Source organism: Streptomyces sp. MspMP-M5 (assembly GCF_000373585.1).
Taxonomy (GTDB): domain Bacteria; phylum Actinomycetota; class Actinomycetes; order Streptomycetales; family Streptomycetaceae; genus Streptomyces.
Window position 1 is genome coordinate 21,350 of sequence record NZ_KB891913.1, and the last position, 25,710, is coordinate 47,059.

Annotated in this window: 25 protein-coding genes; 12 read left to right on the plus strand and 13 right to left on the minus strand. The window is 68.4% G+C overall.

Going from position 1 to position 25,710, the window contains the following annotated elements; genetic code table 11:
- Window positions 1–282 precede the first annotated feature (282 nt).
- The 4 genes from B073_RS41330 to B073_RS0127860 all read left to right on the plus strand — a co-directional run bounded on the left by B073_RS41330 (window position 283) and on the right by B073_RS0127860 (window position 5,062).
- Window positions 283–1,431 carry a glycosyltransferase family 4 protein gene (locus B073_RS41330; RefSeq protein WP_018541368.1) on the plus strand — a complete coding sequence of 383 codons (1,149 nt, stop codon included), beginning with the start codon at window positions 283–285 and terminating at the stop codon, window positions 1,429–1,431.
- Between the two features lie 682 nt (window positions 1,432–2,113).
- A complete protein-coding gene (tgmA, locus tag B073_RS48240; RefSeq protein WP_018541369.1) occupies window positions 2,114–2,365 on the plus strand; it encodes a putative ATP-grasp-modified RiPP in 252 nt (83 codons plus the stop codon).
- A gap of 1 nt (window position 2,366) precedes the next feature.
- Window positions 2,367–3,341, plus strand: a complete 975-nt coding sequence (tgmB, locus tag B073_RS0127855) for an ATP-grasp ribosomal peptide maturase (RefSeq protein ID WP_018541370.1) — start codon at window positions 2,367–2,369, stop codon at window positions 3,339–3,341.
- Window positions 3,342–3,859: 518 nt separating this feature from the next.
- Complete coding sequence (locus tag B073_RS0127860; RefSeq protein ID WP_018541371.1) at window positions 3,860–5,062, plus strand: hypothetical protein; 1,203 nt, start codon at window positions 3,860–3,862, stop codon at window positions 5,060–5,062.
- A 656-nt stretch (window positions 5,063–5,718) separates the two neighbouring features.
- Here the strand turns inward: B073_RS0127860 and B073_RS0127870 are convergent.
- Window positions 5,719–6,816 (minus strand): RICIN domain-containing protein, encoded by a 1,098-nt coding sequence (locus B073_RS0127870; protein WP_018541373.1) that lies wholly within the window; start codon window positions 6,814–6,816, stop codon window positions 5,719–5,721.
- A gap of 368 nt (window positions 6,817–7,184) precedes the next feature.
- On the opposite strand from B073_RS0127870, the gene B073_RS0127875 reads away from it, so the two are divergent.
- The gene (locus B073_RS0127875) at window positions 7,185–7,700 is read left to right on the plus strand and encodes a secondary thiamine-phosphate synthase enzyme YjbQ (RefSeq protein ID WP_018541374.1); all 516 of its coding nucleotides are present in this window, start codon (window positions 7,185–7,187) and stop codon (window positions 7,698–7,700) included.
- A 246-nt stretch (window positions 7,701–7,946) separates the two neighbouring features.
- On the opposite strand, the gene B073_RS0127880 is transcribed toward B073_RS0127875, so the two are convergent.
- Window positions 7,947–9,161 (minus strand): phosphatidylserine decarboxylase, encoded by a 1,215-nt coding sequence (locus tag B073_RS0127880; protein ID WP_234025181.1) that lies wholly within the window; start codon window positions 9,159–9,161, stop codon window positions 7,947–7,949.
- Window positions 9,162–9,593: 432 nt separating this feature from the next.
- Window positions 9,594–10,133 carry a GNAT family N-acetyltransferase gene (locus tag B073_RS0127885; protein WP_018541376.1) on the minus strand — a complete coding sequence of 180 codons (540 nt, stop codon included), beginning with the start codon at window positions 10,131–10,133 and terminating at the stop codon, window positions 9,594–9,596.
- Window positions 10,134–10,332: 199 nt separating this feature from the next.
- Between B073_RS0127885 and B073_RS41340 the strand changes: the two genes are divergently transcribed.
- Together B073_RS41340 and B073_RS0127895 are read left to right on the plus strand one after the other, a co-directional pair.
- Window positions 10,333–10,623 carry a DUF6247 family protein gene (locus B073_RS41340; RefSeq protein WP_234025182.1) on the plus strand — a complete coding sequence of 97 codons (291 nt, stop codon included), beginning with the start codon at window positions 10,333–10,335 and terminating at the stop codon, window positions 10,621–10,623.
- 16 nt (window positions 10,624–10,639) lie between these two features.
- Window positions 10,640–10,879, plus strand: a complete 240-nt coding sequence (locus B073_RS0127895) for a hypothetical protein (RefSeq protein ID WP_018541377.1) — start codon at window positions 10,640–10,642, stop codon at window positions 10,877–10,879.
- 361 nt (window positions 10,880–11,240) lie between these two features.
- On the opposite strand, the gene B073_RS0127900 is transcribed toward B073_RS0127895, so the two are convergent.
- The 5 genes from B073_RS0127900 to B073_RS0127920 form a co-directional block, all read right to left on the minus strand.
- Window positions 11,241–11,948 carry an NADPH-dependent F420 reductase gene (locus B073_RS0127900; protein WP_018541378.1) on the minus strand — a complete coding sequence of 236 codons (708 nt, stop codon included), beginning with the start codon at window positions 11,946–11,948 and terminating at the stop codon, window positions 11,241–11,243.
- Between the two features lie 55 nt (window positions 11,949–12,003).
- The gene (locus B073_RS0127905) at window positions 12,004–12,387 is read right to left on the minus strand and encodes a VOC family protein (protein WP_018541379.1); all 384 of its coding nucleotides are present in this window, start codon (window positions 12,385–12,387) and stop codon (window positions 12,004–12,006) included.
- Between the two features lie 28 nt (window positions 12,388–12,415).
- Window positions 12,416–12,826, minus strand: a complete 411-nt coding sequence (locus B073_RS0127910) for a VOC family protein (RefSeq protein ID WP_018541380.1) — start codon at window positions 12,824–12,826, stop codon at window positions 12,416–12,418.
- Between the two features lie 91 nt (window positions 12,827–12,917).
- Window positions 12,918–13,325 (minus strand): VOC family protein, encoded by a 408-nt coding sequence (locus B073_RS0127915; RefSeq protein ID WP_018541381.1) that lies wholly within the window; start codon window positions 13,323–13,325, stop codon window positions 12,918–12,920.
- A gap of 47 nt (window positions 13,326–13,372) precedes the next feature.
- On the minus strand, window positions 13,373–13,774 hold the full coding sequence (locus tag B073_RS0127920; protein WP_037812963.1) for a VOC family protein: 402 nt from the start codon (window positions 13,772–13,774) through the stop codon (window positions 13,373–13,375).
- Between the two features lie 493 nt (window positions 13,775–14,267).
- Here B073_RS0127920 and B073_RS0127925 point away from each other — a divergent pair, with 493 nt between their 5' ends.
- The 3 genes from B073_RS0127925 to B073_RS0127935 all read left to right on the plus strand — a co-directional run bounded on the left by B073_RS0127925 (window position 14,268) and on the right by B073_RS0127935 (window position 17,438).
- Window positions 14,268–14,897: a TetR/AcrR family transcriptional regulator gene (locus B073_RS0127925; protein ID WP_018541383.1), complete on the plus strand. Its 630-nt coding sequence runs from the start codon at window positions 14,268–14,270 to the stop codon at window positions 14,895–14,897.
- Window positions 14,898–14,906: 9 nt separating this feature from the next.
- The gene (locus B073_RS0127930; protein ID WP_018541384.1) at window positions 14,907–16,088 is read left to right on the plus strand and encodes a winged helix DNA-binding domain-containing protein; all 1,182 of its coding nucleotides are present in this window, start codon (window positions 14,907–14,909) and stop codon (window positions 16,086–16,088) included.
- 120 nt (window positions 16,089–16,208) lie between these two features.
- Complete coding sequence (locus tag B073_RS0127935; RefSeq protein WP_018541385.1) at window positions 16,209–17,438, plus strand: cytochrome P450; 1,230 nt, start codon at window positions 16,209–16,211, stop codon at window positions 17,436–17,438.
- A gap of 37 nt (window positions 17,439–17,475) precedes the next feature.
- Here B073_RS0127935 and B073_RS46710 read toward each other — a convergent pair whose 3' ends face one another.
- The gene (locus B073_RS46710) at window positions 17,476–17,958 is read right to left on the minus strand and encodes a VOC family protein (RefSeq protein WP_018541386.1); all 483 of its coding nucleotides are present in this window, start codon (window positions 17,956–17,958) and stop codon (window positions 17,476–17,478) included.
- 212 nt (window positions 17,959–18,170) lie between these two features.
- On the opposite strand from B073_RS46710, the gene B073_RS0127945 reads away from it, so the two are divergent.
- A complete protein-coding gene (locus B073_RS0127945; RefSeq protein ID WP_018541387.1) occupies window positions 18,171–19,376 on the plus strand; it encodes an IS110 family transposase in 1,206 nt (401 codons plus the stop codon).
- Between the two features lie 139 nt (window positions 19,377–19,515).
- On the plus strand, window positions 19,516–20,523 hold the full coding sequence (locus tag B073_RS0127950; protein ID WP_018541388.1) for a helix-turn-helix transcriptional regulator: 1,008 nt from the start codon (window positions 19,516–19,518) through the stop codon (window positions 20,521–20,523).
- Window positions 20,524–20,537: 14 nt separating this feature from the next.
- On the opposite strand, the gene B073_RS0127955 is transcribed toward B073_RS0127950, so the two are convergent.
- From B073_RS0127955 to B073_RS41350, 4 genes are all read right to left on the minus strand, one after another.
- Window positions 20,538–21,488 carry a Gfo/Idh/MocA family protein gene (locus B073_RS0127955; RefSeq protein WP_018541389.1) on the minus strand — a complete coding sequence of 317 codons (951 nt, stop codon included), beginning with the start codon at window positions 21,486–21,488 and terminating at the stop codon, window positions 20,538–20,540.
- An 81-nt stretch (window positions 21,489–21,569) separates the two neighbouring features.
- Window positions 21,570–22,394, minus strand: a complete 825-nt coding sequence (locus B073_RS0127960) for a VOC family protein (protein ID WP_018541390.1) — start codon at window positions 22,392–22,394, stop codon at window positions 21,570–21,572.
- Between the two features lie 231 nt (window positions 22,395–22,625).
- Window positions 22,626–24,887: an excinuclease ABC subunit UvrA gene (locus B073_RS0127965; RefSeq protein ID WP_018541391.1), complete on the minus strand. Its 2,262-nt coding sequence runs from the start codon at window positions 24,885–24,887 to the stop codon at window positions 22,626–22,628.
- 8 nt (window positions 24,888–24,895) lie between these two features.
- Entirely contained in the window at window positions 24,896–25,705 is an 810-nt protein-coding gene (locus tag B073_RS41350; RefSeq protein WP_018541392.1) for an aldo/keto reductase, read from the minus strand.
- Between the last annotated feature and the right edge of the window lie 5 nt (window positions 25,706–25,710).

Below are 25,710 nucleotides of genomic sequence, written 5' to 3' on the forward strand. Positions count from 1 at the left end.
GGGTACTCGTACGAGGCCACCAGGCGGGCGGTGTAACCGTTGCGGGACATCGGCCGGGTCGCGCTCACACCCGCCTCGAAGACGACGGTACGGTCGTGGTGATGAGAACGGGCTGGCAGGTCCTCCCAGTTAAGGAGACCCCTGATGCCTGCACCGACGGTGGCCATCGCCCTACACGACGGTTTCTACGGACACGGGAGCGGGGCAGGGCGTGCGAATCGTGCGTTCCTCGCCACGCTAGTGCCGATGCTAGCCCCCGGCGTCAGGCTCGTGGTGTTACCCGTGCGCCTCACCATGACCAGCCCCGAGTATGACGACGAATGGCTGCACGACACGCTGCTGGAGCTACAGCCCGCCAATCCACAGATCCTTCCCGTGGACAACGGCAGCGGCGGGCAATTCCGCTTCGGCGGACTGCCGCACTTCCGTCGTCTGACTCTGGACACCGCCCATGCCCTCAACCACCACGTCCTGCCCGCAGCCGAGCCCAGCCTGGTCATCGCGTTCGACGCACCGTTCTTCGGCCTCGCGCCGCTGCTGCGACAGGACCAGCGCCGCCACCTGCTGCTCGTGCCTCGCTCCACCGCCCGGCTTCACCGCCCCGAAGACCGTGAGCGCATCGCCTGGGAGCGCCACGGGCTGTACAGCGCCGCGGCCTCCGGCGCACGCATCGCCGCAATCTCCCAGCACATGCGGACCCACCTGATCGAGGACATCGGGCTCGCCCCTGAAGCCGTCATGGACCTCCCCGACGGGCTTGGCCCCCGTGACCAGATCTTCGACATCACCCGTCTCACGCTGTTGTCCCCCTCGGCCGCAAGGGACGGCTTCGTGCTCTGCTACGGCCGGGCCCGGCCCTACAAGGGGTTCGACGACCTGATCCACGCCCTCGCGCACCTCAGGGACCAGGGAATTCGTCTCCCGCACACCGTGATCGGGGCCGTGACCGAAGCCCCAGAGCCCAGCGCCTATCAGCGTCATCTCGCACACCAGATCGCCGAACTCCGCTTGAACGCCACCTTGGTCACCCGCTTCACGCCACGGCTGCGAGACCTGCTCGCCCACCCACGGCTTCGGGCCGTGGTGGTGCCGTCCAGAGCCGAGCCTCTGGGCTGGATACCACTGGAAGCCGCAGCGGCCGGCGCCGCTCCCGTCGTCGCGACCGACGCGGGCGGACTCGCCGAAAGCGTCATCGACGGCGTAACCGGCTACAGCGCCAAGGCCGGCGACCCGAACTCACTCGCGGCAGCGATCCACCGGGCACTCACCGCAGACGCCCAGTCCACCGCCCAACTACGGCAGTCCGCCCGCCAACTACTAGGCGGGCGTCACGACCTGGCGACCACAATCCGCCAGACCCTGGAGACGCTCGCGCCATGGGCTCTCCGAAGCGACGGCGACCGGGACCGTGCCCAAGATCAGGCCACGTAGGGATGGACTGGTGGCCCATAGCGCAAGGGCCTGCGGCGTCGAGGACGTCCGCTCCATCGCCCCAGCACACCCCGTTCGTGATCCGACAACACCGACTCGGCCAGCAGCAGGCTCCAACACGGTGACACCACACACAGACCCAGCAGTGGACACTACCAACGTCGCCCTTCACGCATCAGCACAGCCAACGAGTTCGAGAATCAGCGAACGACCCGAACCGCTGTACACGCAGCCCGAAAGGCTTTTTCGTTCATCCACTGCCCCGACGGATCGCGCCGCGCGGCCAACCCGCCCGCTGCCGACAGCGATACCCTGCCGCGGACGCCTGATCGGGCCATGCGACACAGGTGCAGACCGGTACCAGCGACACGGTGCGATACAGGGGCGAAGCCAGCGGTAGGGAGCGCAGACCTAACCGCATAAGGAGTGCAAGCACGACTCCCCCACCCACGCGACGACCGCTCAAGGCCCGCGTACGCCACAGCAGCGGCCAGCAGCCCCCTGCCGACCCGCCAGCGAACACGAACGTGACCCGCGCGGTGATGGCGAGAAGCTCCCTTGTTGGCGGTCCTCCAGGTCACTAGCTTCGCCGTGCGCCGTTCATGCGGCGGTGCGCACTCCGCGGCCGCCACCATGCCGATGCCGGCCGCGGAGCGAGCTGACAACCGAAGGGATCTGCCCAATGGACCAGAACCCGATCGCCCCCTGGGGCATGTCGCGACTCGTCCCCTCCTCACCACCGGATGAGGTTCCCGCAGTAACCGCCGAGCTGGACACCGCCTCACAGACTGCTCGGTATCTCGATGCGGCGGGCAAGCCCGTGGAATTCGACCTGGAGAGTGCCGGCCGATGCGCGCCGCCCGGCACCCGGTCGGAGAGCCAGGGTGACGTGTCCTCGGACGACGGCGAACCCGACGAGGGGAGCGCGTACTGACGTGGCATCGCCACCGGTCCTCGCCGTGACCTCGCTCGGCGACGTCACCTCGGATCTGGTGCTGGACGAGCTGTACGGCCGGGGCGTCCCGGTCGTACGGCTCGATCCGGGCACCGATTTCACCGCCGGAACCACCATGGCCGCCCACTTCGGCAACCACGGCCCCAGCGGAACCCTGCACACCCCCAGCCGCCGACTGGACCTCTCCGCCGTACGCTCCGTCTACTGGCGACGCCCCACGCCCTACGGCGGTGCAACACCGGCGACCGAATCCGCCGAGACCCGTTTCGCCCACTCCCAGGCCCGATCCGGATACGGCGGCACCCTCGCCGCACTCCCCGGCGCGCTCTACCTCAACCACCCCTGGCGCAACCGCGACGCCGAGTACAAACCCACACAGCTCGCCACCGCCGCACAGGTCGGACTCGACCTGCCACCCACGCTCCTCACCAACGACCCCGACGCGGCCAAACGCTTCGTCGCCCGGCACGCTCCCGCCGTCTACAAACCCGTACACGCGGTGCACCTCACCCCAGACAGCAGCGGTACCCCCGCCCACACCATCTGGGTCCGCACCGTCGAACCCGACGAGATCGACGACAGCGTGGCCGCCTGCCCGCACCTCTTCCAGGCGTGCGTGCCCAAGGTCGCCGACATCAGGCTCGCCGCCGTTGGCAATCGGTTCTTCGCCACGCGCATCGACATCGACGGCGACCACCTCGACTGGCGCCAGGACTACGACGTCCTGGCCTACACCCCCGTCGAAACACCCCCTGCCGTACGGACCGCCGCCCGCGCCTACCTCGACGCCTTCGGCCTCGTCTTCGGGGCGTTCGACTTCGCGGTGCGCGACGACGGACGCTGGATCTGGCTGGAGACCAACCCGAACGGCCAGTGGGCCTTCGTCGACGGTCCCACCCGTCGGAAGATCGCCACCGCACTCGCCGACCACCTGCAACGAGGCTCCGCCCGGTAGACGAAACCGTCCGTCGTCCGTGGACATCGGAGGCCGGCAGCGGGCCCGGTCACGTTTCGCTGTTCCGCGGTGCGTCTCCTGCCTGACGGAGGAGCCTTGCGTGTCGGCAACGCCGACGGCCAGATGCGGCGCGTCGCAGTCAGCGGCGGCCCGATAGCAGTAGTGGATTCCTGGTCGCCCAGTCCGGCGCCAGCCGCACCAGCGCCCACAGCCGAATGCGGCTCGGCCGCAATCATCACTCACCCACGGTCGCCAGGACCGAACCGACTTACTCCCCAGCTTCTCCGCCGGATTCTCCCCTCCGCCATCGGAGTACGAGGACGAGCGTGCAGTGCGGGCTGAGCAGGGAGATCCGCCTCCTGGCAGGGCAGGACCACGCCAGCGGCCGACTTGGCCGGAATCAGGCCGCACAGCGAGAGGCGGAGGATGAAGGTGGGCACGGACGGGGAGCGTTCCTCGGGACGCGGTACCCGGTCGGAGCCGGATTCCGGATGCCAGCCGATGCCTGAGGAGCGCCTGTGACGACCCGGACAGCCGATGATCTACTGGCCGAACACGGGGTGGATCCGCAGCGCGGCTTCCTCCCGCCGAAGGACCCGGTTCGGCGACTGCCGCCGGAGTTCACCGCCTGGGAGGAACTCACCGACGTACTGCCCAAGCTCCTCGCGGCCGGCCTCGTGCGCGAGGAGATCGACGCCCTGGGGCCGGCACCCAGCCTCTCGCTCCTGACCAGACAGGATCAGCGGGAGCGGGCGATGCTGCTGCTCTCCTATCTGGGGCACGCCTACGTGTTCGCCGATGCCCATGCCCCAACAGCACGGCTGCCCGCTCAACTCGCACAACCATGGTGCGCGGCAGCGGACTTGGCGGGACGCCCACCGGTGCTCTCCTACGCCTCGCACGCCCTGGTCAACTGGCGACGCTTCGATCCCCAGGGGCCGGTCGCGCTGGGAAACATCGCCCGCCTGCAGAACTTCCTCGGCGGCCTCGACGAGGAGTGGTTCGTCCTGGTCCACGTGGCCATCGAAGCCTGCGCGGGCCCGGGCCTGCTCGCCGCCGGCCGCGCGCAGGACACGGCCGAAGAGGGCGACCCGGAACGGACCGCGGAGCAGCTGGTCCTGGTAGGCGACGTGCTGGAGCGGATGCTCAGCGTGCTGCGCAGGATGCCGGAGGGCTGCGACCCGTACATCTACTACCACCGCGTACGTCCGTTCCTCTTCGGCTGGACGGGAAACCCGGCTCTGCCGGAGGGAGTCGTGTACGAAGGAGTCGCTGCGCACGAGGGGAGGCCGCAGAAGTTCCGCGGCGAGACCGGCGCGCAGAGCTCGGTCATTCCGGCCTTCGACGCCGTACTCGGCCTCGATTTCAGCAACGATCCCCTCGGAGCCCACCTCTTCGGGCTGCGGGAATACATGCCACCTCGTCACCGTGCCTTCCTCAACGCGCTCGCCCAGCGCACGCCGCTACGGCCCTTCGTGGCCGGCAACGCCTCCGTCAGCGTGCTTGTGGACGCCTACAACAGGTGCGTCACCCTCAGCGGAGCCTTCCGCCGACAGCACCACGCCTATGCGGCCTCCTACATCCGCGCCCAACAACCCGCCTCAGCCGCCAACCCGGTGGAGACCGGCACGGGCGGCACGCCCTTCATGACCTACCTCCACCAGCACGCAGAGAACACCGACCAGTACCTCCTCTCCCACCAACCACACCACTCACGCTGAAATCGCCTGACGTAGAGACCCGTACGACCGGCAACACACTCCGATGGGTGGTGGGCCCGTGGACCCGAGCCAAGCGCGGGCGAGGAACCGCTGCGTACCTGCCAACTCAGACGCTCACCCGCCGAGCGAAGCGTTGAGTCACAGAGTGGTGAAAGCGGCCGGGTGCGGTAGGGGAATGCGGGCAAGGCAGGGTCGGTCGGTCCACCTCCAACGTGTCAGGCTGACGCCGCGACTTGAGGGCCCATCAGGTCCGCCTGACCGGAGTTCCCGGGTCGCTCAGTGGCGACGGCGGTGGAAGATGCCCCGGCGCAGCTGCCCGTGGTGGGCCGCCGCCCCCGACAGGGGCAGGCGCCGAGGAGGGTGTCGAGGTAGCCGGGGCTGATGACGGCGCGCGGCTCGTGCTCGCATTGGCGGTTCGCTTCGGTGAGGCGCCCGCAATGGAGGGTGAGTTGGTCGCTGTGGTCGCCGAAGGCGACGTCAGACAAGCCGAGCGCCGCTCCGATGATGCCAGTCGGGGAGGTCGTTGACATCGCCGACAAGCCAGCACAGAAACCGATGATGTGCGCGTCGCGTTCGTGCTGGAGCCGACGTCGGAGACGGCCCGCCTTGGCCCGGTCAGATGTCGAGTGCCAGAGCTAGACACCCCATGCCCCCGGTCAGACCCGGTGGAGGTCGATCTCGATCTTCAGGCCCTTCTCGGTGCGGGTCTCGTGAAGGCGGCGCGGTTGATGGCTGCCGACAGAGCAGTCCGTCGCCTGGACGGAGAAGGAGATCACGGAATCCACGGCCCTGCCCTTGCGGTCCAGGTCCCGGACCTGACTCTCGCTCGTGACATCGAAGTTCGGGTCCATCGGATCCGGCTCGCCGACAACGTACGTCTCCGCGGTCTTCACATGGAACTCGGCTGCGGGCGCCGACTTGGAAAGATTCAGCCCGAAACCGCACACATCCGTGAATGGCTTGGCCCCCGGCTTGTGCTTGAGCGTGGTCACCTCGACCTTGCGGTCATTGCCGTCCAGGTAGAACCGGGCGGTGACGTCGTACGTCTCCGCCGCGAACTGCGCAACGCCCTCCCCGATGGCCCTGCCGAAGGAGCCCCCGGCATCCGCACCGCCGAACATGCTCCCGATCCCACGGCCGATCTCCGATGTGCCGTCCGGCAGCCGCACGGGCACGGCCTTGTACGTGCCCTTGTACGTGCCGATGTAGGACTCGAACGAGCCGCCGCACACCCGCGGTTCCTCCCTCGGCACCTCGGGCTGCTCGAAACGCCAGAACTGGAAGGGGCGGTCGTCGGAGGAGAGCGGGAGGCACTGCTCCAGCACGCCGCCCTCCTCGCGGCTGAGGTTCCGGATCCCCAGCCACATCCGGTAGCGAACGGTCTCTTCCGAGGCCCTCAAACTGGTGTCGTTACGAAGCCCGTAGCGGCCGTTCTCCTCGTCCGTGAGCTCCCAGTACGTCCGATCGACGCCCTGCCCCGCGCCGACCAGGTCCACGGCCTGAGCCTCGGCGCCTGATTTGCTCGGCACGTGAAGGTAGGTTCCGCGCTTCAGGTTTTGGAGGGTGTACAGGCCCGCGAAGCGCTCGCTCTCCTCGGGGGTGACCTGTTTCACCACCCACGACTGCTGGTCCTGGAACTTCGCGGCGAACTTCCGCTGCTGTGTGACGGTGTCCTGGGCGTGGTCCTGCACGGTCAAGTAGAGGCCGGTGGCCTCGTTCTTGATCAGGTATGTGCCTTCGGTGAAGCTCCCCACGAATTTCTCCTCGCTCGACGCGATCGCTACTTACCCACCGTATGTGAATCCGTGCTTTCTGTAAGGAATGGTCTCAGTCAAGCAGAACCGGGGATGGGGCTGGCGGCCCCGGGCGTCCGGGCGTCCGGGCGTCCGGGCGTCCGGGCGTCCGGGCGTCCGGGCGTCCGGAGTACGGTGACATGTGGACGTTCCGGCTTGGCGGACAACGGTCCGTGGGCCAATCCGGCTCCGTCGTCACCGGCCAAGGTGGCGGTAGACCGCGCCCCGCAACCAGGTCGGCCGGAATGACCGTTACCCGGCCGCCGTCGGCCTGCCACAGTCTCGGTGCGAACAATCCCCGTGGAAGCTCGTGTTCTTCCGGAGGCACCATGACGACCATTTCGAGCACACGGATCGACGTCACCACACACGACGACCAGCCCCCGGGCAGCTCGATCGCGGTCTCGGCCCGACTCCGCGTCACCACCGGCGGCCCCGAAGGCATCACCGATCTCACCGGCGAACTCAAGCAACTGGCCGCTGGATCAGCCGTCGCCGAGGGCACCCTGCACGTCTACTGCGGCCACACCACCTGCGGCCTGATCATCAACGAACGCGACACCGGCCTGGACACCGACATGCGGGAGGTCCTGGAACGCATCGCCCCGCACAGCGACAACCACCACTACTCCCACGACAAGGACCGCACCCCTGCGGAGAGGCTGCTGCACGGCGAACGCGACAACGGCCACTCCCACGCCCGCGCCATGCTCGCCACTCACCCCGAGCTGCACATCCCCATCACCGCCGGCAACCTCTACTTGGGCCAGTGGCAGGCGATCATGCTGGCCGAGTACGACGGCCCCCGCACGCGAGAACTCCTCGTCCGTCTCCACACCGCCTAGCAACGCCCGGGTAAGCCTCTGGCCGGACCTCTGGTATGCGTGCGCCACGACCGCTGCTGCCACCGCATCCCCATCCGGCTGCGGTGGCAGGCCACCGCAGCGGCACGATCCGACCCAGGCACCCCACTCCGCCTTGAACGTGACAACGTCTCGTCGACCTTATGGTCGAGCAGGCGGACGGAAGGCATGCCCACCCGCGCGGGTCCTCGCAGTGCCCTGGTGGCGCACCGTCCGGTAAAGCCAGGATCAGGGAGCCAGGGGACGGCGCCGCCGGGACTGTGTGTGATATGAGCCGGTGAATAGTCCGGCCGTCCGTTTCGGCTGTTCCAGGACCCCGATGCGCTGTCCTTGGAGCAGTTGCAGCGCGGGGAACCGGTCTTTTTCGAACAGCAGGATGTTCAGCGACCCGCCGTACTTGAAGTTCCCGATCTTCTCTCCCTTTTCGACCGGGATCGGCTGCTTGAGGGGGCCCTTGAACTTGGGTAGGAAATTCACGGAGGCGATCGAGTTGAGGCCGACGGGCACCACCCCGACGTACCCCACGCCTTGTGAATGTCGATCGGCGTCCGGGTACGTCGTCTTGATGATGGTGTATCCCCGGCGGAAGTGATCGAACATCGCGTAGTCGTAGCCGTAGCCGACGTTCCCTTTGTTGAGCAGTTCAGGGAAGTCCCGCATTCCGTAGTAGACACCGCCGATGTCGTCGCGGGCCTCCACCACCTCACCCGCCACCGGGGCGTGATACCAGTGGTAGCTGTCGGGCATGAGGATGCACGACACTGCCGTACCGCCGATGAAGCTGTCGGCGTACTGGGAGTTGTCGAGCAGCTGCCGGACGTTCATGGTCACGGTCTTGACGGGGATCGGCGTGGTTTCGGTCAATTCATCGACGATCATGTTGATGACGCAGTCGGCCGGCGCGACCACCACGCTGTTGTCATCCTTGGCGTCGATCGGCCGCTTACCCTCCTTGAGCTCCCGGACGAAGAACTCATTGAAGTTCGGCCAGTCCTCGATCTTGTAGTCGGCCATGCGCTTCGGCCCGAGCTCTTCGACCCACTTCTTGATGAGTTCTTTCGACTCCGGCGAGTCCATCTGGATGCCTTGCAGGTTCGTGAAGTCGGCGGTCATCTTGTACCCCGGGCCGGAGGTCACAAAGACCATGCCGTAGTCGTTCTCGTAGTTGAGCCAGCTGAACTTCTCGATGTAGTCCAGCCCGTTGTTGACCCCTGACTGCCAGTCGTACCATTGCTTGAAGAAGTCACACAGGAACTGAATGTCTTTGTTCTTCCAGTCGCACCGCACTTCCGGCGGCGTGTCCTCCGGGAATGGCACCACGTTCTTGACCGCCGCGTCATACATGGTCTTGAAACCCTCGTGGTCGGTTTCGTACCACCTTCTGATTTTTTTGAGAAACCCTTCGAGACTCTCCGAATACCATTCGTCGTCGCCCTGCATCATTTTCGCTTCCCCTGCCGCATGAAGGATGTAGTCCCGACATCCTTAACCAGGCACATTCGATCTGAAGCCAGCCGTCCCAGGACTTCACCAGCACGGCGCCCCACCCCACGGGCGTACCAGGAGCAGGAGATCCAGCCTTGGAGGGAACACGTCGACACGCCCGCACAGAATTTCCTACGGATTTAGACGGCGTCCTACCCGGCGAGGAGCACGAGGCGTTTTCAGCAGTACAGGGCGGCTGCGAGGCCGAGAACCCCGCCTTACCGAATCAGACTTTCCGGGCCCGGTAGGAACAGCGATACGACCGTTGAGGCTGAGCATGATCATGTAGCCAGTCAGGGCAGTCTGGGGCTGGCCGGCCACTGGCAGAGCCGATCGGCGCTGGGCCGACCGTTCCGCTACGGGCGCTGGGCATCTCGCCGAGTACGGCTCTCAGGAACGTTCCAGGCGGGGGCCACTGCCGATGGTTGTGCCGGCCCTCCGCTGATAGAGCGCACCTGAACTCCGGTGCGGCAGATCGACGGTCCGGACCTTCTCGAACCCTCGGCCTTCGTAATAGCGGCAAAGGTCGGCGTTGGTCTTCCACACATCGACGCGGAGCCAGCGCTTGCCTGCCTCTTTCGCTTCCTGTGAGGCCCAGTCGAGCATCGCGGCTCCCAGGGCCATGCCTCTGGCGGTAGGACGGGTGACCAGCCGGTGTGCATAGAGCGCGCCGGCAGGGGCATCACCCGGTAACCAGAATTCGGGATCGGCGAACCCGTCGACGGTGACCGTTCCGAGGTAGGAGGCGCCGTCGAGCGCGACGTATACGTTCCCGCGTGCAATGTCCCGGGAGATGTTCTTGGTGTCTGCCGGGTACTGCCACTGGTCGATTCCGCGAGAGCGGAGCCATGCCGCTGCCTCATCCCGCATAGTGGCGACGACGTCTGTCTCGTCGGCGCGGGCGGATCGAAGGATGAGGCGGTCACACATGTGACCCTGTCTCCTACTCGTGGCGTCGGACAAAGGAACCGGCGGCCTTGCGGCTTCGGTACACGATGCACCCGCGACGCCTGCTCCGTCTCGCAGGGGATCAGCCGGATGCGGCGGGCCTGGAAGGTGAGCAGGTCCAACAGCCACCGGCCGAACGCGACCACATAGTCCAGACACCGTCTGCCAGCCCGGCCGATGAGTGCGCAGCCCGAAGAAGCCCCGCCCCGCCGGCCCCGGCCGCCGCCGCCCAACTCCTCGCCCAGCTGCACGGCGACCGCCGCGCCGGCATCTGGGTGCCGGCTCTCGAGCGGGACTGGGCCGCGGCCTGGAAACCTCCCGGGACACCTACAGCCTCTTCCCGCTGCACGATGTCGTCCGCGCCTGGCAACTGCGCCGTGCCGCGGCCCCGGCCGTCGGCGCGTACCTGGACTCCGGCCGCGACGAGACCGACTTCGTGGACCTCGACGACATCCTCGGCGCCCGCCGGTGACCGGTGGACCGTGGCGGTGTGCCTGTCCCCACAGGCCGCGAGGACGCTCATCGAGCTCCCCGAGCCCGCGCAGGAGACGGTCCGCGACATCCTGAACATCGCGGGGCACTCTCCCTGGGGCTGGCCCCAGTGGCACGTCGGTGATCCGGAAGGCGAGGACGTCCGCGCTGCCTCCATCGGGCAGCTCTCCGTTGTCTACGTGATCAACCGCCTCACCCAGCACCTGTCGGTCCTGGACATCATCTGGATCGGGTAGCTCCGTACTCGCGCGTCGACCTCGGCATTGCAGCTGCCGGCGTCGATGCGTCCACTGTCGACGAGGACGCTGACGGCTACCGCGACGACGCCACCGTCCTCGTGCTCCTACGCCGCACCAGCTGACTGGCCGACACCGTCCTCGTCGCAGCCGCCGCCCCTCACAGGTGCCTGGCCCAGCGGATCGCCGCACGACACCGTGCCGCGTTCACTCCGGACAAGCCAAGCGCGGCGCGAGCTGGTCCCGCCGCGCTCCCCCCCGATTGGCGATGAGGAGGGCGGCGCGTCGGCTGCGGACGGGCTCGGGTGCACCGTCCGCAGCCGATGCCAGCCAGGGTGGTTGCTGGCGTGCCGGTGAGGGATCAGCGGACGATCTTGACGCCGAAGTGGTTGCCGATGCCGAGGGCGAGGCCGATGGCGCCGTGCATGTGGGCGTACATCTCCATGCCGCGGGCGGCGACGAGGTCGCCGAGGTCGAGGATGTCGGTCCAGCCGTAGGATTTCAGCAGCTCGGTGACGGTCTGCTTCGCCTCGGCGTCGTTGCCGGCGAGGAACATGGTGTGGTCGCCGCCGATGGCCTGGGGGTTGACGACGGTGTCCTGTTCCTGGGTGACGAAGGACTTGACGACCTTCACATCCGGCAGGGCGCGCTGGATCTGCTCGGCGAGGCTGTCGGTGTCGCAGGGGTCGAGCTTGGGCATGGTGCCGAAGGGGGTCGGCCAGGGATGTTGCATCTGGGCGCCGTAGAGGTAGGGGACGGCGTAGTCGATGAGGGTCTTGCCGGCGAGCTGGTCGGCGATGGCGGTCAGAGCCACTAGGGCGCTGGCGCCGTCGATGCCGTTGATCACGAGGTCGGCGGCGGCTGCGGCGTCGGCGAAGGTGTGCAGGTGGATGCCGGGGTGTTCGGCGAGGAATTGCTGATAGGGCGGGTTGCCCATCATGTCGGGTTCGGTGCGGGTGAGGGTGGCCTCGGGGTCGCGGGTGCCGACATGGACGTCGTGGCCGAGGTCGAGGAGCTTGGCTGCGTGGGCGCGGCCGCCGCCTCCGGTGCCGAGAACTGCGATCTTCATGGAGAAACTCCTGGTTGTGCGTGGGGTGTTGATGACTTCAGGCGTGTTTCGGCGGTCAGTGCTGTCGCTTTTGGGTGACGCCGATGATGTAGCCGTTGAGGTCGCGGAAGTAGAGCGCCACATTGCCGCTGCCGGCGTCGACCGGGCCCTTGATGACGTCGATGTGGTCGCGGTGCTCGTCGACCCAGGCGTCGAAGTCGTCGACTGCGAGGTAGTGCATGCCGCAGCAGCCGGGCGGGGTGTCCTTCAGGGGCGGCAGCCAGATGCCGAGCAGGTCGGTCTGCTGGAGCATGAAGGCGAACTCGCCGCCGTAGGTCAGGACGCGGATGTGGGCGCCGGGCGGGGCCGGGAGGGCCTGGAAGCCGAGCTTCTCGTAGTAGGCGATGGTCTCGTCGAGGTCGTTGACGCCGAGGCAGGCGGAGATGGCGGGAGTGTGCATGAGGGGACTGTCCTTCGTGCTGAGTGTTCTAGGCGGACTGGGTGCGGAACTGGTTGATGTCGTCGGGGCCGAAGATGCCGAGGATGTAGCCGTCGGGGTCGCGGAAGAAGAACTCGCGGCCGGTGCGGTCGTAGTTGGTGACGGTGTCCTTGACGACCTCGACGTGCGGGCGGATGCGTTCGACGGTGGCGTCGAAGTCGGCGACGGTGAAGTAGTGGATGCCGGAGCAGCCGTTGGTGGGCTGCATGGTGGGCAGCAGCTCGCGCAGGCTGGTGTCGGTCTGGATCATCAGGGCGGGTGTGCCGTCGTGGGTGATGATCAGCAGGGGGTGTTCGGGGTTGAGGGGGCCGGTGTCGAGGACGCCGAAGCCGAGCTTCTGGTAGAAGGCGGCGGTGGCGAGGGGGTCCTTCACGGCCAGGCAGGGGGCGACGTTCATCATGGGGATTCCCTTCCCGGGGGTTGACTGGGGCTGATCGGGGCTGGCTGTGCGGCTGACGGGAGTGGTCGGCCGGTGGGGGTGCTGGGGGTGGTTAGGCGTATTTGCCGAGGTCGCTAGCCCGGAGCGCGGCCTTTTCGTTGATGCCGATGACGTAGCCGTCGGGGTCGCGGAAGTAGAACATCCGCTGTCCGTTGTGGTCGGTGGTGACGGGCTTGATGATCTCGGCGTGCTGCGAGATGTGCGCGAAGGCGGCTTGGAGGTCGTCGACGCCGAGGTAGAACATGCCGGCGAAGCCGATGGGAGTGTCGGCCAGGACGGGGAGCCAGTTCTTCAGGTCGGCGTTGCTGTAGATCATCGCGACGAATTCGCCCTGGTGGAGAAGCATGTGGATGTCGTCGCCGGGGCGGGCGGTGCTGGAGTCGGCGTCGAAGCCGAGCCTCTTGTAGAACGCGAGGCTGGCGGCGGTGTCACGGACGCTGATGCACGGGGCGAAAGCCATGGTTGGTCTGCTCCCTGGTGTTCTTGGCGGTGGGCGAGGTGGGGCCGTCAGGCGCTGGGTGGGGTGGTGCTGAGGCAGAAGGGCTGGCCGGAGGGGTCCAGCAGGACGGTCCAGTGCGCGCCGGGTTGGTGGGCGGGCTTGGTGGCGCCCAGTTCCAGCAGGCGTTCTTCGGCCGCCTGAACGTCGTCGAAGGCCAGGTCGAGGTGGAAGGGCAGTTCGCCGGCGGGCCAGTCCGGAGCCTGGAAGTGGCGGGCGGTGTAGAAGACGTACGTCGTGCCGCTGGTACTGCCGTCGCTGATGAGCGTCGCCAGGCAGTTGCCGTCCTCGTCCTTGTGCTCCTCGGTGACCGCCCAGCCCAGAGCGGCGGCGTAGAAGTCTGCGAGCGCTCTGCCGTCGGGGGCCCAGAAGGCGGCCATGCGCACGATTCCGGTAGCGGTAGGGGTGGTCATGACGGACTCCTTGCGTCGAGATCGGGTGGCGGCGGGGGCGTCGGTACCGGGCGGGGTATCGGGTGGTTCGCCGCTACTGCCGCCGTGCGATGCAGTGGCACGTGGTGCGGTGTGGTGACGGCCATGCCATGCCGCCTGTGACGGCCGGCGGGGCACGCTCATAGCAGGCTCAAGGGGAGCCCTGCGAGCTCTGTGCTCCCAGGTCCGCGGAGACGCTCGGGGCGCCCCGCCCCTCAATTAGTACATACGTGCAGCACTCCTGTCGAGCGATACCAGCAAATCGGACACATGCCCCTGAATGATCAACCGTTCCACCTGCCCGAACAGCACTACGTATCGAGCAGAACACGGCCAAAGCGCCAGGCAGGCAGAGATCGTTTGACTAGCCGGCATTCCGCGAGGCGCTTTCGAAGAAAGATTGATACCTTCGTACATAAGTTGCTTCACCCAAGCATTCATCGCACGCACCTGAGCTCCTGGGAGGGATTCGGTCATGGCAGGGCAGGGCACCGCGAAGCGGCGGTACGACCCCAAGCGACGGATCGAGGAGATCGCCACCGCGACCGAGCAGGTCATCGCCGAGCGCGGCATCGAGGGGCTGACCCACCGGGCGGTCGCCGAGCAGGCCGGTGTCCCACTCGGCGCGACGACGTACCACTTCGCGACCAAGGACGACCTCATCCAGGCAGCCCTCCAACGATCCGTCGACCGCTACGCCGCCTACCTGGCCGACTGGGTCGCCCGGCGCCCCGAGCTCACCGAGGAGCAGCTCGTCGTGCTGCTCACCGACGCCCTCATGGGCTGCTTCGGACCTCAACGCGATGTCCAAGTCGTGGAGTTCGAGCTGTATCTGGCCGCCCTGCGCCGGCCCGCGCTGCGGCCGATCGCCGACCGGTTCATCGAGCTGAGCGTCAACGCGCTCCTGCCATACGTGGATCCGCTCACCGCCCGCACCGCGGCCGTGGCCACCAACGGCCTGACCCTGCGCGGGCTGGCCGGCAGCACACCGCCCACCCGGGCCGAGGTCGAAGGCATCCTGCGCCGCATCCTCACTCCGAACCCGAACCTGCCTACGCCCGCCGTAGCAGAGCAAGACGCCCCACAGACCTCCGAGTCCCCTTGAGGCTTCCTCATGAGTGCCGTCCCCCGCATCACCGACGCCCAGCGCCGTGCTCGCCTGGTCCGCCGCCAGCTGCCCGGTCCCGGCCGGCGGTCGGCGGCCACCTCGCAGGTGGCCGAGTCGGTGCTGGCCCTGCACGCCACCGACGCCGCCACGGTCTACCTCTCGGCCGCCGCCCGCCTGGAGAACCCGCGCTACGACACGATCGAGCGCGAACTGTACGAGCGGGAGTCGCTGTTGCGGATGACGGCGATGCGCTGCACGCTCTTCGTCGTTCCCACTGCGCTGGCGCCCGTGATGCTGGCTGCCGTCGGCCGGCCGAACGCAGCGGCCCGCACCAAGGGGCTGCTGCGCCAGCTGGAGGAGAACGGCTACGGTGACGCCTCCTGGCTGGAGGGCGTCACCCGCAGCACCCTGGAGGCCGTAGGGGAGCGTGGCGAGGCGACCACGGCCGAACTGGCGGCCGCCGTCCCGGGGCTGGACCGGCAGCTGGTCGTTTCCCCGGGCAAGCGGTACGAGTCGCGCCGCAGTATCGCCACCGATCTGCTCTTCGCGCTGGCCGCCGACGGTCACCTCGTGCGCGGCAGCCGCCGCGGCGGCTGGACCAGCAACCAGCATGCCTGGACCCTGGCTCCCGAACTGCCGGATATTCCTGCCCCGGTGGCCCGCGCGGAGCTGGTCCGACACTGGCTGGGCGCTTTCGGGCCCGGCACTGTCGCCGATCTGAAGTGGTGGACCGGCTGGACGGTCACCGAGACCCGTAAGGCCCTCACCGCCGCGGGTGCGGTGGAGGTCGCCCTCGACGCAGGGACGGGCTACGCGCTGCCGGAGGATGTCGAGGACCTCGAAGCGCCGGTGGCCGCCGGGCCCGAGCCGACCGCCGCGCTGCTGCCGGCGCTGGACCCCACCCCCATGGGCTGGCGGGAACGCGGCTTCTACCTCGACCCCGAGCACGTCCCCGCCCTCTTCGACCGGATGGGCAACATCGGCCCGACCGTGTGGTGGGACGGCCGCATCGTCGGCGGCTGGGCACAGCGCAAGGACGGCGCCCTGGTCTGGCGACTGCTCACCGACCCCGGACGCGAGGCCCGTACGGCCATCGAGGACGAGGTGGACCGGACGACCGCGTTCTTCGGGGAGCGACGCTTCACCCCGGCCTACCGCACCCCGCTGGAGCGCGAACTCGAATCCTGAGTACGGGAGATGCTCGGTCAACGGCAGGCCCGATAGGCCAGTCGATGTCCTATTGGGCGCATAGCGTCGGCGGCGATTGCCCATTCCGTACGCCCATCGCCTTGGCAGGGAGGCTTCGCCATGCCCGACGTCATCACCTTTCCCCAGGACCGTACGTGCCCCCACCAGCCACCGGAGGGCTACCGGCAGCTGCGGGAGCAACGCCCCCTGGCGCGCGTGGCTCTCTACGACGGACGGGTGGTGTGGGCGGTGACCGGCGAGGCCGAGGCTCGTCGGCTGCTGTGCGATGCGCGGCTGTCCTCCGACAACACCCATCCGAGCTTCCCGTCCTTGGCCGCCCGCTTCGCGGACCTGCAAGGGATGAGCCTGCCGCTGCTGACCGTCGACGACCCCGAACACCGGCGGCAGCGGCAGCGGCTGATCCCGTACTTCGGCGTCCGGCGCATCGCCGCGCTGCGCGAGACGGTCCAGCGCGTGGTGGACCGGCACTTGGACGCCATGGTTCGCCAGGGCTCGCCGGCCGACCTGGTCTCCGCGTTCGCGCTCCCGGTGTCGTCCACCGTCATCTGCTCTCTGCTGGGCGTGCCCTATGCCGACCACGACTTCTTCGAGGAACGGACGCGCTGGCTGATGCGTGGGGCGACGGCCCAGCAGACGCGGGACGGGTACGCCGAACTCTGCGCGTATCTGGAGGCGTTGGTCGACGGGAAGGAGTCCCGGAGCGCGTCCCGGACAGAGGCTGGGAAGGAGGTGGTTCATGGCGATCACGGTTTGCTGGACGAGTTGGTGGAAGGGTGTGGCCGGGGCGGTGGCCCGGATCGGGATGAGTTGGTGGCGCTGGCGCTGGTGCTGCTGATCGCCGGGCACGAGTCGACCGCCCACTCGATCGCGACCAGTGTGCTGATGCTGTTGGAGCATCCGCGGCAGCTCGCGGCGCTGCGCGCGGATGAGTCGCTGTTCCCGTCCGCGGTGGAGGAGTTGCTGCGGTACCTGTCCACCCTGGACGGCCTGGTACGGGTGGCCGTCGAAGACATGGAGACGGATGTAGCGGTGATCAGGGCCGGGGAGGGCGTGGTGTTTCCCCTGGCGGTGCTCAACCGTGACCCCGCGGTCCACCCTCGTCCCGACGAGGTGGACGTGCGCCGCGCCGATCGCCGTCATCTGGCGTTCGGGTTCGGCGTCCACCAGTGCCTGGGGCAGCATCTAGCCCGGCTGGAGCTGGAGGTCGCCCTGCGGACGTTGCTCGCCCGGCTCCCGGAGCTGCGGCTTGCGGCCCCGGCCGGGAGCCTGGTGTGCACGCCCGGTGACGCCTCGTTCCAGGGCGTCACCGCGCTGCCTGTCACCTGGTAGGCCGTGGCCGGCAAGGCCGCCGGGCGGCGGTGGCGCGTCAGGCGGCTATGTCGGCGCCATCGCTGCCGTTCTGGGGGAGGTAGCAGTTGGTCTCCCAGATGACGCCGTACTTGTCGCGCACGGCACCGTACGCGGCGCCCCAGAAACGGTTCTCCAGCTCCTCCAGGACCTTGCCGCCCTTGGCAAGCTTGTCGAAGGCCACACGTTGCTCGGCGGGGTCCTCGTAGACCAGGCCGATGTGGATGTTGTTGCCGATGATGTGCTCGCCGCCTTCGGCCTTGGTGTCGGCGGTCAGCTCGGCGACGCCCAGCGCACTGCCGTCGGTGAACTGGAGCTTGGAGTAGACGACCGTCCGCTCCGCGCCCGGCACGTTGTCCATCCCCGGCACCTGGGACAGCAACATGGTGCGCTCGGTGAGTTCCTCGACGCCGAAGGCGTCGGTGTAGAAGGCGATCGCCTCCAGGCTGTCCTGCACGTACAGCAGGGGGACGAAGCGCTGGAAGATTTCCTTGGTGGCCACGGTGGGCTCCCTAAGAATGTTGGCGGTCCGGGAGGACCGGGTGTGGCTGACGGTGGGTTGTCGTTGGTGACTCGAGAGGAATGGCCGCCCGGNCCTCCGGGACGCTCCGACCACTGATTGAGAACTGCGGTCATCGCTGGTTAGGGACCTGTCGGCGGGGTGTTCTTCGGGCCATGTGAAAGTGCTGGTCACGGTGGAATGGAGCGACGGGCTTGAGCACCTCTCACGCGCGGATATGGATCGGNATTGATGCCGGCAAAGGACATCACTGGGCGGTAGCGGTCGATGCCGACGGCGAGGCGCTGTTCTCGACGAAGGTGATCAATGACGAGGCCCAGATCCTGGCCCTCATCGAGACTGCCCGCGAGCGGGCTGACGAGGTGCGGTGGGCGGTGGACATCTCCGGCCGGGCCTCCACCCTGCTGTTGGCCCTGTTGATCGCGAACAGCCAGCAGGTCGTCTACGTGCCCGGACGGACGGTCAACCGCATGTCCGGCGCCTACCGAGGCGAGGGAAAGACCGATGCCAAGGACGCCCGCGTCATCGCCGATCAGGCCCGCATGCGCCCAAAGGACTTCGCCGCGCTGAGCACGCCGCCGGAGCTGGTCTCCACGCTCCAGGTGCTGACCAACTACCGGGCCGACCTGATTGCCGACCGTGTCCGGCTGATCAACCGGCTCCGCGACCTGCTGGTGGGCATCTGCCCTGCCCTGGAGCGGGCCTTCGACTACTCCGCGGCCAAAGGCCCGGTCGTCATGCTGACCGAGTACCAGACCCCGGCCGCCCTGCGCCGGATCGGCACCAAACGGCTGACGACGTGGCTGGAGCGCCGCAAGGTCCGCAATGCCGACACCGTCGCCACGAAGGCGGTGGAGGCGGCCCAGTCCCAGATGACCGCGCTGCCCGGCGAGAAACGGGCCGCGAAGCTGGTCTGCGACCTGGCCCACCAACTCCTGGCCCTGGACGAGCGGATCAGGGACAACGACCGGGAGATCCGCGAGACCTTCCGCACCGACGNCCGCGCCGAGATCATCGAATCCCTGCCCGGCATGGGCCCCATACTCGGGGCGGAATTCGTCGCCATCGTCGGCGACCTGTCCGGCTACCGCGACGCCGGCCGCCTCGCCTCGCACGCGGGTCTGGCCCCGGTCGCCCGAGACTCCGGACGCCGCACCGGCAACTACCACCGGCCCAAACGCTACAACCGGCGCCTGCGCTGGTTGTTCTACATGTCCGCACAGACGGCCATGATGCGGCCCGGTCCCTCCCGCGACTACTACCTCAAAAAGCGATCCGAAGGGCTGCTGCACACCCAGGCTCTGCTCGCGCTCGCTCGACGCCGGGTCGACGTGCTCTGGGCCATGTTGCGTGACAAGAGGTTGTTCACCTCCGCCCCACCGGTCACACAGGCGGCTTGACTTCGTCATTGAGATTCCTCTCTCACGGTCTGAAAGCCGGTCGCAAATAGGGAGGAAACGGGGTGTTTCGCTCCGTGTCTTCGACGGTAGAGGTCCAATAGGTCAGTGAACGTCCGAACAGTCGGCGAAGGTGACCGGCATGAGTTCCGAACCACGAGAGACCCGAGGTGCAAGGGATCCCGCCGCTCGTCTGCTGGAGCTGCTGTCGCTGCTGCAAGCCCCGCGGGACTGGACGGGTGCCGATCTGGCCGAGCGGCTGCGGGTAACGCCCCGGACCATCCGCCGGGACATCGAGCACCTGCGGGAGCTGGGCTATCCCGTTCAGGCGACTCAGGGGAACATCGGCGGTTACCGGCTGGTCGCCGGGACCGCCATGCCGCCGCTCTTGCTGGACGACGATGAGGCCGTGGCCATCGCCATCGGCCTGCGCGCGGCGGCCACGGCGGCGGTCAGCGGCATTGAGGACACCTCGCTGCGGGCGCTGGCCAAGCTGGAGCAGGTACTGCCCTCGCGGCTGCGGCGGCGGGTGTCCCACCTCGCCGAGGCAGCCACCTTCGTCTCCCAGCCGGTCCAGGGCCCGGACGCCGAGCTGCTGGCCGCGCTCGCCGCCGCCTGCGTCGCGCACGAGAAGATCCGCTTCGGTTACTCGTCAACGCGCGGGGCCCCGTCGCGGCGGCTGGCCGAGCCCAAGCGACTGGTGGCCGCCGGGCGCCGCTGGTACCTGCTCGCCTACGACCTCGACCGCGCCGACTGGCGCACCTTCCGCGTCGACCGGATCAACGCCCTGCACCGCACCGGCGCCCGCGTCCCCGAACGCGAGCTGCCCGACCGGCAGGACGCCGCCGCATACGTGGCGGACGCACTGGCCGCCGGCCCGGGCGACTGCCGCGCCGAACTGATCATCCACGCGCCCATCGACCGCGCCGCCGAGGGCGTGCCGTCTTCGCTCGGTGTCCTGGAGCAGCTGGACGAGGGCCGCTGTCGACTGCGCACGGCCGTGGATTCCCCCGAGTATCTGGCCTTCCGTATCGCCGCGCTGCGCCTGGACTACACCCTCCTAGGCCCGCCCGAAATCGTCCCGCACCTGCGGCGGATCGCCGAACGGGCCCTGGGCGCCATCGTGACAACCCAGAGCCCCGACGGGTGAGGTGCGGTGAGGGGTTATGCCTGCTGGTTGATCTTCCGGCGGATGTCGAGGGTGAGCTGGAGGCCGTCCAGTGCGCTCTCGGGGGCGATCCGGGAGGTGTCCTTTCCGGCCAGGCAGGCCAGTACGTGGTCGATGACGGCGGCGTAGGTGTTGCGCTCGGGCAGGTCGACGGGGCGCTGGCCGGCGGCGGTGTACTCGACCAGGCGGGTGCGCCCCTGCCCTTCGAAGCCGCCGGTGAACTCCGTCTCCAGCACGCCGTCGGCGAAAACGATCCGCGAACCGCCACGCAGGCCATAGGACTTGGGCATCAGGGCGGAGGAGGCGCAGCGCGCCAGTACACCGCCGGGGTAGGTCAGCAGCGCTTCGCCTGCCGAGCCGCGGTGCTCGCCCTCGATGCCCCGTGCGGTGAGGGACTCCGGGTGGCCCAGGGCGGTGGCGAAGAGGTCGAGTTCGCAATGCATGGCGTCCATGACGAGGGAGTCCAGGCGGATGTCGTAGCCCTCCCACAGCAGTGCGGTACGGACCTCGATCTCCCAGGTGCGCAGTGGCCCGTAGGTGCCCTCGGCGATGGCGTTGAGGATGTACTCGTTGACGGGGTTGAAGCGGGCGAAGAGATCCACGAACGCCTGCCGTCCGGTGGCGCGTTGGGCCTGGATGATGCGGTGTGCGTCCTCCATCGTGGTGGCCAGCGGCAGCTCGCACAGCACGTCCTTGCCCGCCTCCATGGCCCGTACGGCGTGGTCGGCGTGGAGCGGGGTGGGTAGACAGACGTCGACGAGGCCGATGTCCGGGTCCCCGTAGATGTCGTCGAGGTCGGTGGTGGTCTCGAAGCCGAACTGCTCGGCCAGCGGCTGGAGTTTAGCCGGGGTGCGGCCGAAGACGACGACCTTCTCGACGTCGGGGCGGGCGGCGTAGACGGCGGCGTGCGCGCGACCGAAGCCCGTACCCAGCAGGCCGATCTTCATCGTGCGTTCTCCTTGTTGCTGTCGTTGTTGCTCTCGTGGTGGTCGGAGCCCGTGGTCAGCTGACCGCGGGCCGGCGGGGCGTTAGTCGTCCTGGCTCTTGGCGGACGTGGAGAACAGGCCGAAGCGGTTGCCGCGCGGGTCCAGCAGGCGGGCGAAGTGGCAGCCGTCGGGTGAGGTCTCGGGCCCCTGCTCGGCGCGGGCGCCGGCCGCGACGGCCTTCTCGACCCGGGCCGTGACGTCGTCGGCAAGGAAGCACGGCATGGCGTAGTCGGCGCCGCCGCCTGCCCGCCCGCTGTGGTCGTACAGGCCGCCGACCGGGTACGGGCCTCCGGTGAGGATGGACTGGTACGGTCCCTCGCCCTCGAACCGCCAGCCGAAGGCGCGGGCGTAGAAGTCGCGGGTGGCCTCAGGGTCGGTGGTGCCGATCTCGAACCAGGCGAAGGCGCCGGGCCGGGGCTCGAAGGCGACCTGCTCCATCTGCTCGTGACTGGCCTCCATGCGGTCCTCGAAACGGGCCGCCGTGCTCTGGGAGAAGAGGGAGAAGACGTTGCCCTGCGGGTCGCGCAGCCGGGCGAAGACCGTGACGTCGCTGACCTGGGTGGCCGGCACCTCCACGCTCGCGCCCAATGCGCGCAGCCGCTCGACGTCGGCGGCCACGTCCGTGGACAGGATCGAGAGGTTGGACGCCTCGCCGACGCCGGCCCCGCCTTCCCGGCTGGTGATGGCACCCATCGGCCAGGGCATACCGGGGGCCATGATGCGGATGTAGATGTTGCCGTCGATGGAGGAGTCCGGGTCCTTCTCGAAGGACCAGCCCAGCAACGGGCCGTAGAAGCCCTGGATCGCCTGCGGATCGGCGGTGGCGAACTCGAACCAGACGACGTTTCCGGGGGACATGAAGTTCATGGTGTCTTCCTCATACGTGAGTTGGTGGTTCCGGGTCTTTGGTCGGGGTGCGGTGTGCGAGGGGAGTTGCCCGCGTGGATTCGACTACGGGAGGCACGCGCACTCCGAGAGGGGCGCGGCCGGGCTCCGGGCCGCCGCTCCGGCCCGCCGAGGGCGGTATCCCCTTTCCACCCTCAAAGCCCGTGACTGCGCCCAAAACCACAGTAGGAGTCCTTTAGGGCGCATTTCGTCCTAAAGTCTCCACAGCTGGCCCGAGGCCGGTGAAGTGTCCAGATCGGCGCGCAGGGCCTCGGCGGTGTGGGATGTGGGGTGCTCAAGGAGCTGGGTGGGGGTGCCGGTGAAGAGGACTTCGCCGCCGTGGCGGCCGCCGTCGGGGCCCAGGTCGATGATCCAGTCGGCATGTTCGATGACGTCGAGGTCGTGTTCGATGACCAGGATGGTGTTGCCTGCGTCGACCATCCGGTCCAGGAGCGACAGGAGGGTCTGGGTGTCGGACATGTGCAGGCCGGTGGTGGGTTCGTCCAGGACGTAGACGCCGCCTGTCTTGTGGAGCTCGCCGGCGAGTTTGAGGCGTTGGCGTTCGCCGCCGGAGAGCGTGGACAGAGGCTGGCCGAGGGTGAGGTAGCCGAGGCCGACCTCGTTGAGCAGACCGATCTTGCGGGTGAGGGTGCGGTCGGTGAAGAAGCCGGCGGCTTCCTCGGCGGTGAGGCCGAGGACGTCGACGATGTTCTTGCCGCCCAGGGTGTGGGCGAGCACCTCGGGGTCGTAGCGGGTCCCCGCGCAGTGCTCGCAGACGGTGGTGACCGGGTCCATGAAGGCCATGTCGGCGGTGATCTCGCCCTTGCCGTGGCAGACGGGGCAGGCGCCGCGCGAGTTGAAGCTGAAGTACCCGGCGTCGACTCCGCCCGCCTTGGCGAACGCCTTGCGGATCGGGTCCATGATGCCCAGGTGGCTGAGCGGGGTGGAGCGCGAGGAGCTGCCGATGCCGCTCTGACCGACCACGACGGCTTCCGGATGCTGGGCGGTGAACACCTTGCTGACCAGGGTGGACTTGCCGGACCCTGCGACCCCGGTGAACACGGTCAGCACGCCGGTGGGGATGTCGACGGTGACGTTCTTGAGGTTGTGCGCGTCGGCGTTGCTGATCGTCAGTTGGCCGGTGGGGGTGCGGACCCGTTCCTTCAGCTCGGGGGTGCGGCGCAGGCAGCGTCCGGTGGGGGTGCTGCCGTCCCGGAGGCCGTCGGGGGTGCCCTGGTACACGGCGCGGCCGCCATGGGTGCCGGCGCCGGGGCCCATGTCGATGACGTGGTCGGCGGCGGCGATGACGTCGCGGTCGTGCTCGACGACGAGCACGGTGTTGCCGCGGTCGCGCAGCTCGCGCAGCAGGGCGTTCATGCGGCCGACGTCGCGAGGGTGCAGGCCGGTGGACGGCTCGTCAAAGATGTACGTCATGCCGGTCAGCGACGAGCCGAGGAAGCGCACCATCTTCAGGCGCTGCGCCTCGCCGCCGGACAGGGTCGAGGTCTCGCGGCCCAGGTTGAGGTAGCCGAGCCCGATGTCGTCGAGGCGGCGGAGTCCGGCGGCGGCCTGTTCGGCGAGCGGGGTGCCCAGCGGGTGGTCGATCTTCCCCAGTGTGTCGGTGAGCTCGGCGACCTCCATCGCCATGTAGTCGGTGATGCCGTGCCCGTTGACTCGGGTCTGTCGCGCGGCCTCGTTCAGCCGTGCCCCGTCACAGGTCGGGCAGGTGCCCTGGATTGTGAACTCCTCGACTGCCTTACGGGTGCGGGTGGAGAGGGTGGAGATGTCCCGCCCCAGGTAGAGCCGTTGGAAGCGGGGGGCGAGGCCCTCGTCGGAGGCAGAGGTGGAGCCGGGTTCGCCGCGCAGGAGACGTTGCCACTCGGCTTGTGAGTAGTCCTGCAGAGGCTTGTCGAGGTCGAAGCGTCCGGTGCGGGTGAGCAGGTTCCACTGCACACCGCCGATGTTGAACAGCGGGAACAGCAGCGCCCCCTGGTTCAGCGACTTGGCGGTGTCGAAGAACTTCTCCAGGTCGGGCTGGATGGTCCGGCCGAGTCCGGCGCAGGTCGGGCAGGCGCCCTCGGGCGTGTTGAAGGAGTACGCCGTCGCCATCCCCGCCGACGGCTCCCCCGCGCGGGAGAACAGCAGCCGGATGACCGAGGCGATATCGGTGGCGGTGCCGACGGTGGAGCGGGCGTTGGCGCCGATCGGCTTCTGGTCCACGACCACCGCGGTGGACAGGTGGTCGATCCGGTCGGCGTCGGGCTTCTCGTAGCGCGGCAGCCGGTTGCGCACGAAGGTGGTGAAGGTCTCGTTCAGCTGCCGCTGCGCCTCCACCGCGAGGGTGGAGAACACCAGCGACGACTTGCCCGATCCCGACACACCGGTGAAGACCGTGATCGTGTTCTTGGGGATGCGCAGCGAGACGCCTTGGAGGTTGTGTTCGCGTGCGCCCTCGATGACGATGTGCTTGCTCATGAGCTCTCTCAGGGTGTGCGGCTGCGACGGGACCCGGTCGTCCCCAGGGCGTCGATGCGGGCGACGGCCTCGGCGTCGAGTTCGAGTTGGGCGCCGAGGAAGTTCTCAAAGATGCGTTCCGGATGGCCCGACTTGGGGATGACCGGGATCCGGTGCGCCACATGCCAGGCGATGACGATCTGTGCCGGGCTCGCCTCGTATGCGTCAGCGATCTCGACGAGCGTGGGGTGCTCCAGACCGGGCTTGCGCGGGCGCAGCGGGCTGTGCCCGGCAACGAGCACCCCGCGTTCGCGGTGTCCTTCCACCACGGCCGCGTCGTACAGCGGCGGGTTGAGCCGGATCTGGTTGACGGCCGGAGTGTGACCGGTCGCGGCGGTCAGCGCGTCGAGCTGGGCCAGGCTGTGGTTGCTCACCCCTACGTCGGTTGCCAGGCCCTCTTCGGCGGCGGCCAGGAACGCATCCCACACCGCGGCGCTCTCGCACGGGTCTTTGAGCGGGAAGTGCACCAGCCACAGGTCGACGTGGTCCAGGCCGAGCCGGTCCAGTGACCGCTCCAGCGCCTCCGGCTCGCCGCCTGCGCGGCGCTGGGCGAACTTGGTGGTCACGAACACCTCGTCGCGCGGCAGCCCACTGGCGGCCAGCACCTTGCCGACCGCCTCCTCGTTGCCGTACAGCATGGCGGTGTCGAGGTGCCGGTAGCCGGTCTCCAGGGCCAGCGAGACGGCCCGGTAGGCGTCGTCGCCCTTGAGCTGCCAGGTCCCGAAACCGAGTGGCGGCATCATCGGTTGGTCTGCCGCAAGGGCGCTGCCTTCGGTCATGCTTC

Excerpts from the sequence above, each read along its gene's own strand:
- tgmA (WP_018541369.1), top strand. The coding sequence starts at position 2,114 with ATGGACCAGAACCCGATCGCCCCCTGGGGCATGTCGCGACTCGTCCCC.
- B073_RS0127875 (WP_018541374.1), top strand. The coding sequence starts at position 7,185 with ATGACGACCATTTCGAGCACACGGATCGACGTCACCACACACGACGAC.
- B073_RS0127880 (WP_234025181.1), bottom strand. The coding sequence starts at position 9,161 with ATGATGCAGGGCGACGACGAATGGTATTCGGAGAGTCTCGAAGGGTTT.
- B073_RS0127885 (WP_018541376.1), bottom strand. The coding sequence starts at position 10,133 with ATGTGTGACCGCCTCATCCTTCGATCCGCCCGCGCCGACGAGACAGAC.
- B073_RS0127900 (WP_018541378.1), bottom strand. The coding sequence starts at position 11,948 with ATGAAGATCGCAGTTCTCGGCACCGGAGGCGGCGGCCGCGCCCACGCA.
- B073_RS0127905 (WP_018541379.1), bottom strand. The coding sequence starts at position 12,387 with ATGCACACTCCCGCCATCTCCGCCTGCCTCGGCGTCAACGACCTCGAC.
- B073_RS0127910 (WP_018541380.1), bottom strand. The coding sequence starts at position 12,826 with ATGATGAACGTCGCCCCCTGCCTGGCCGTGAAGGACCCCCTCGCCACC.
- B073_RS0127915 (WP_018541381.1), bottom strand. The coding sequence starts at position 13,325 with ATGGCTTTCGCCCCGTGCATCAGCGTCCGTGACACCGCCGCCAGCCTC.
- B073_RS0127920 (WP_037812963.1), bottom strand. The coding sequence starts at position 13,774 with ATGACCACCCCTACCGCTACCGGAATCGTGCGCATGGCCGCCTTCTGG.
- B073_RS0127925 (WP_018541383.1), top strand. The coding sequence starts at position 14,268 with ATGGCAGGGCAGGGCACCGCGAAGCGGCGGTACGACCCCAAGCGACGG.
- B073_RS0127930 (WP_018541384.1), top strand. The coding sequence starts at position 14,907 with ATGAGTGCCGTCCCCCGCATCACCGACGCCCAGCGCCGTGCTCGCCTG.
- B073_RS0127935 (WP_018541385.1), top strand. The coding sequence starts at position 16,209 with ATGCCCGACGTCATCACCTTTCCCCAGGACCGTACGTGCCCCCACCAG.
- B073_RS0127950 (WP_018541388.1), top strand. The coding sequence starts at position 19,516 with ATGAGTTCCGAACCACGAGAGACCCGAGGTGCAAGGGATCCCGCCGCT.
- B073_RS0127955 (WP_018541389.1), bottom strand. The coding sequence starts at position 21,488 with ATGAAGATCGGCCTGCTGGGTACGGGCTTCGGTCGCGCGCACGCCGCC.
- B073_RS0127960 (WP_018541390.1), bottom strand. The coding sequence starts at position 22,394 with ATGAACTTCATGTCCCCCGGAAACGTCGTCTGGTTCGAGTTCGCCACC.
- B073_RS0127965 (WP_018541391.1), bottom strand. The coding sequence starts at position 24,887 with ATGAGCAAGCACATCGTCATCGAGGGCGCACGCGAACACAACCTCCAA.
- B073_RS41350 (WP_018541392.1), bottom strand. The coding sequence starts at position 25,705 with ATGACCGAAGGCAGCGCCCTTGCGGCAGACCAACCGATGATGCCGCCA.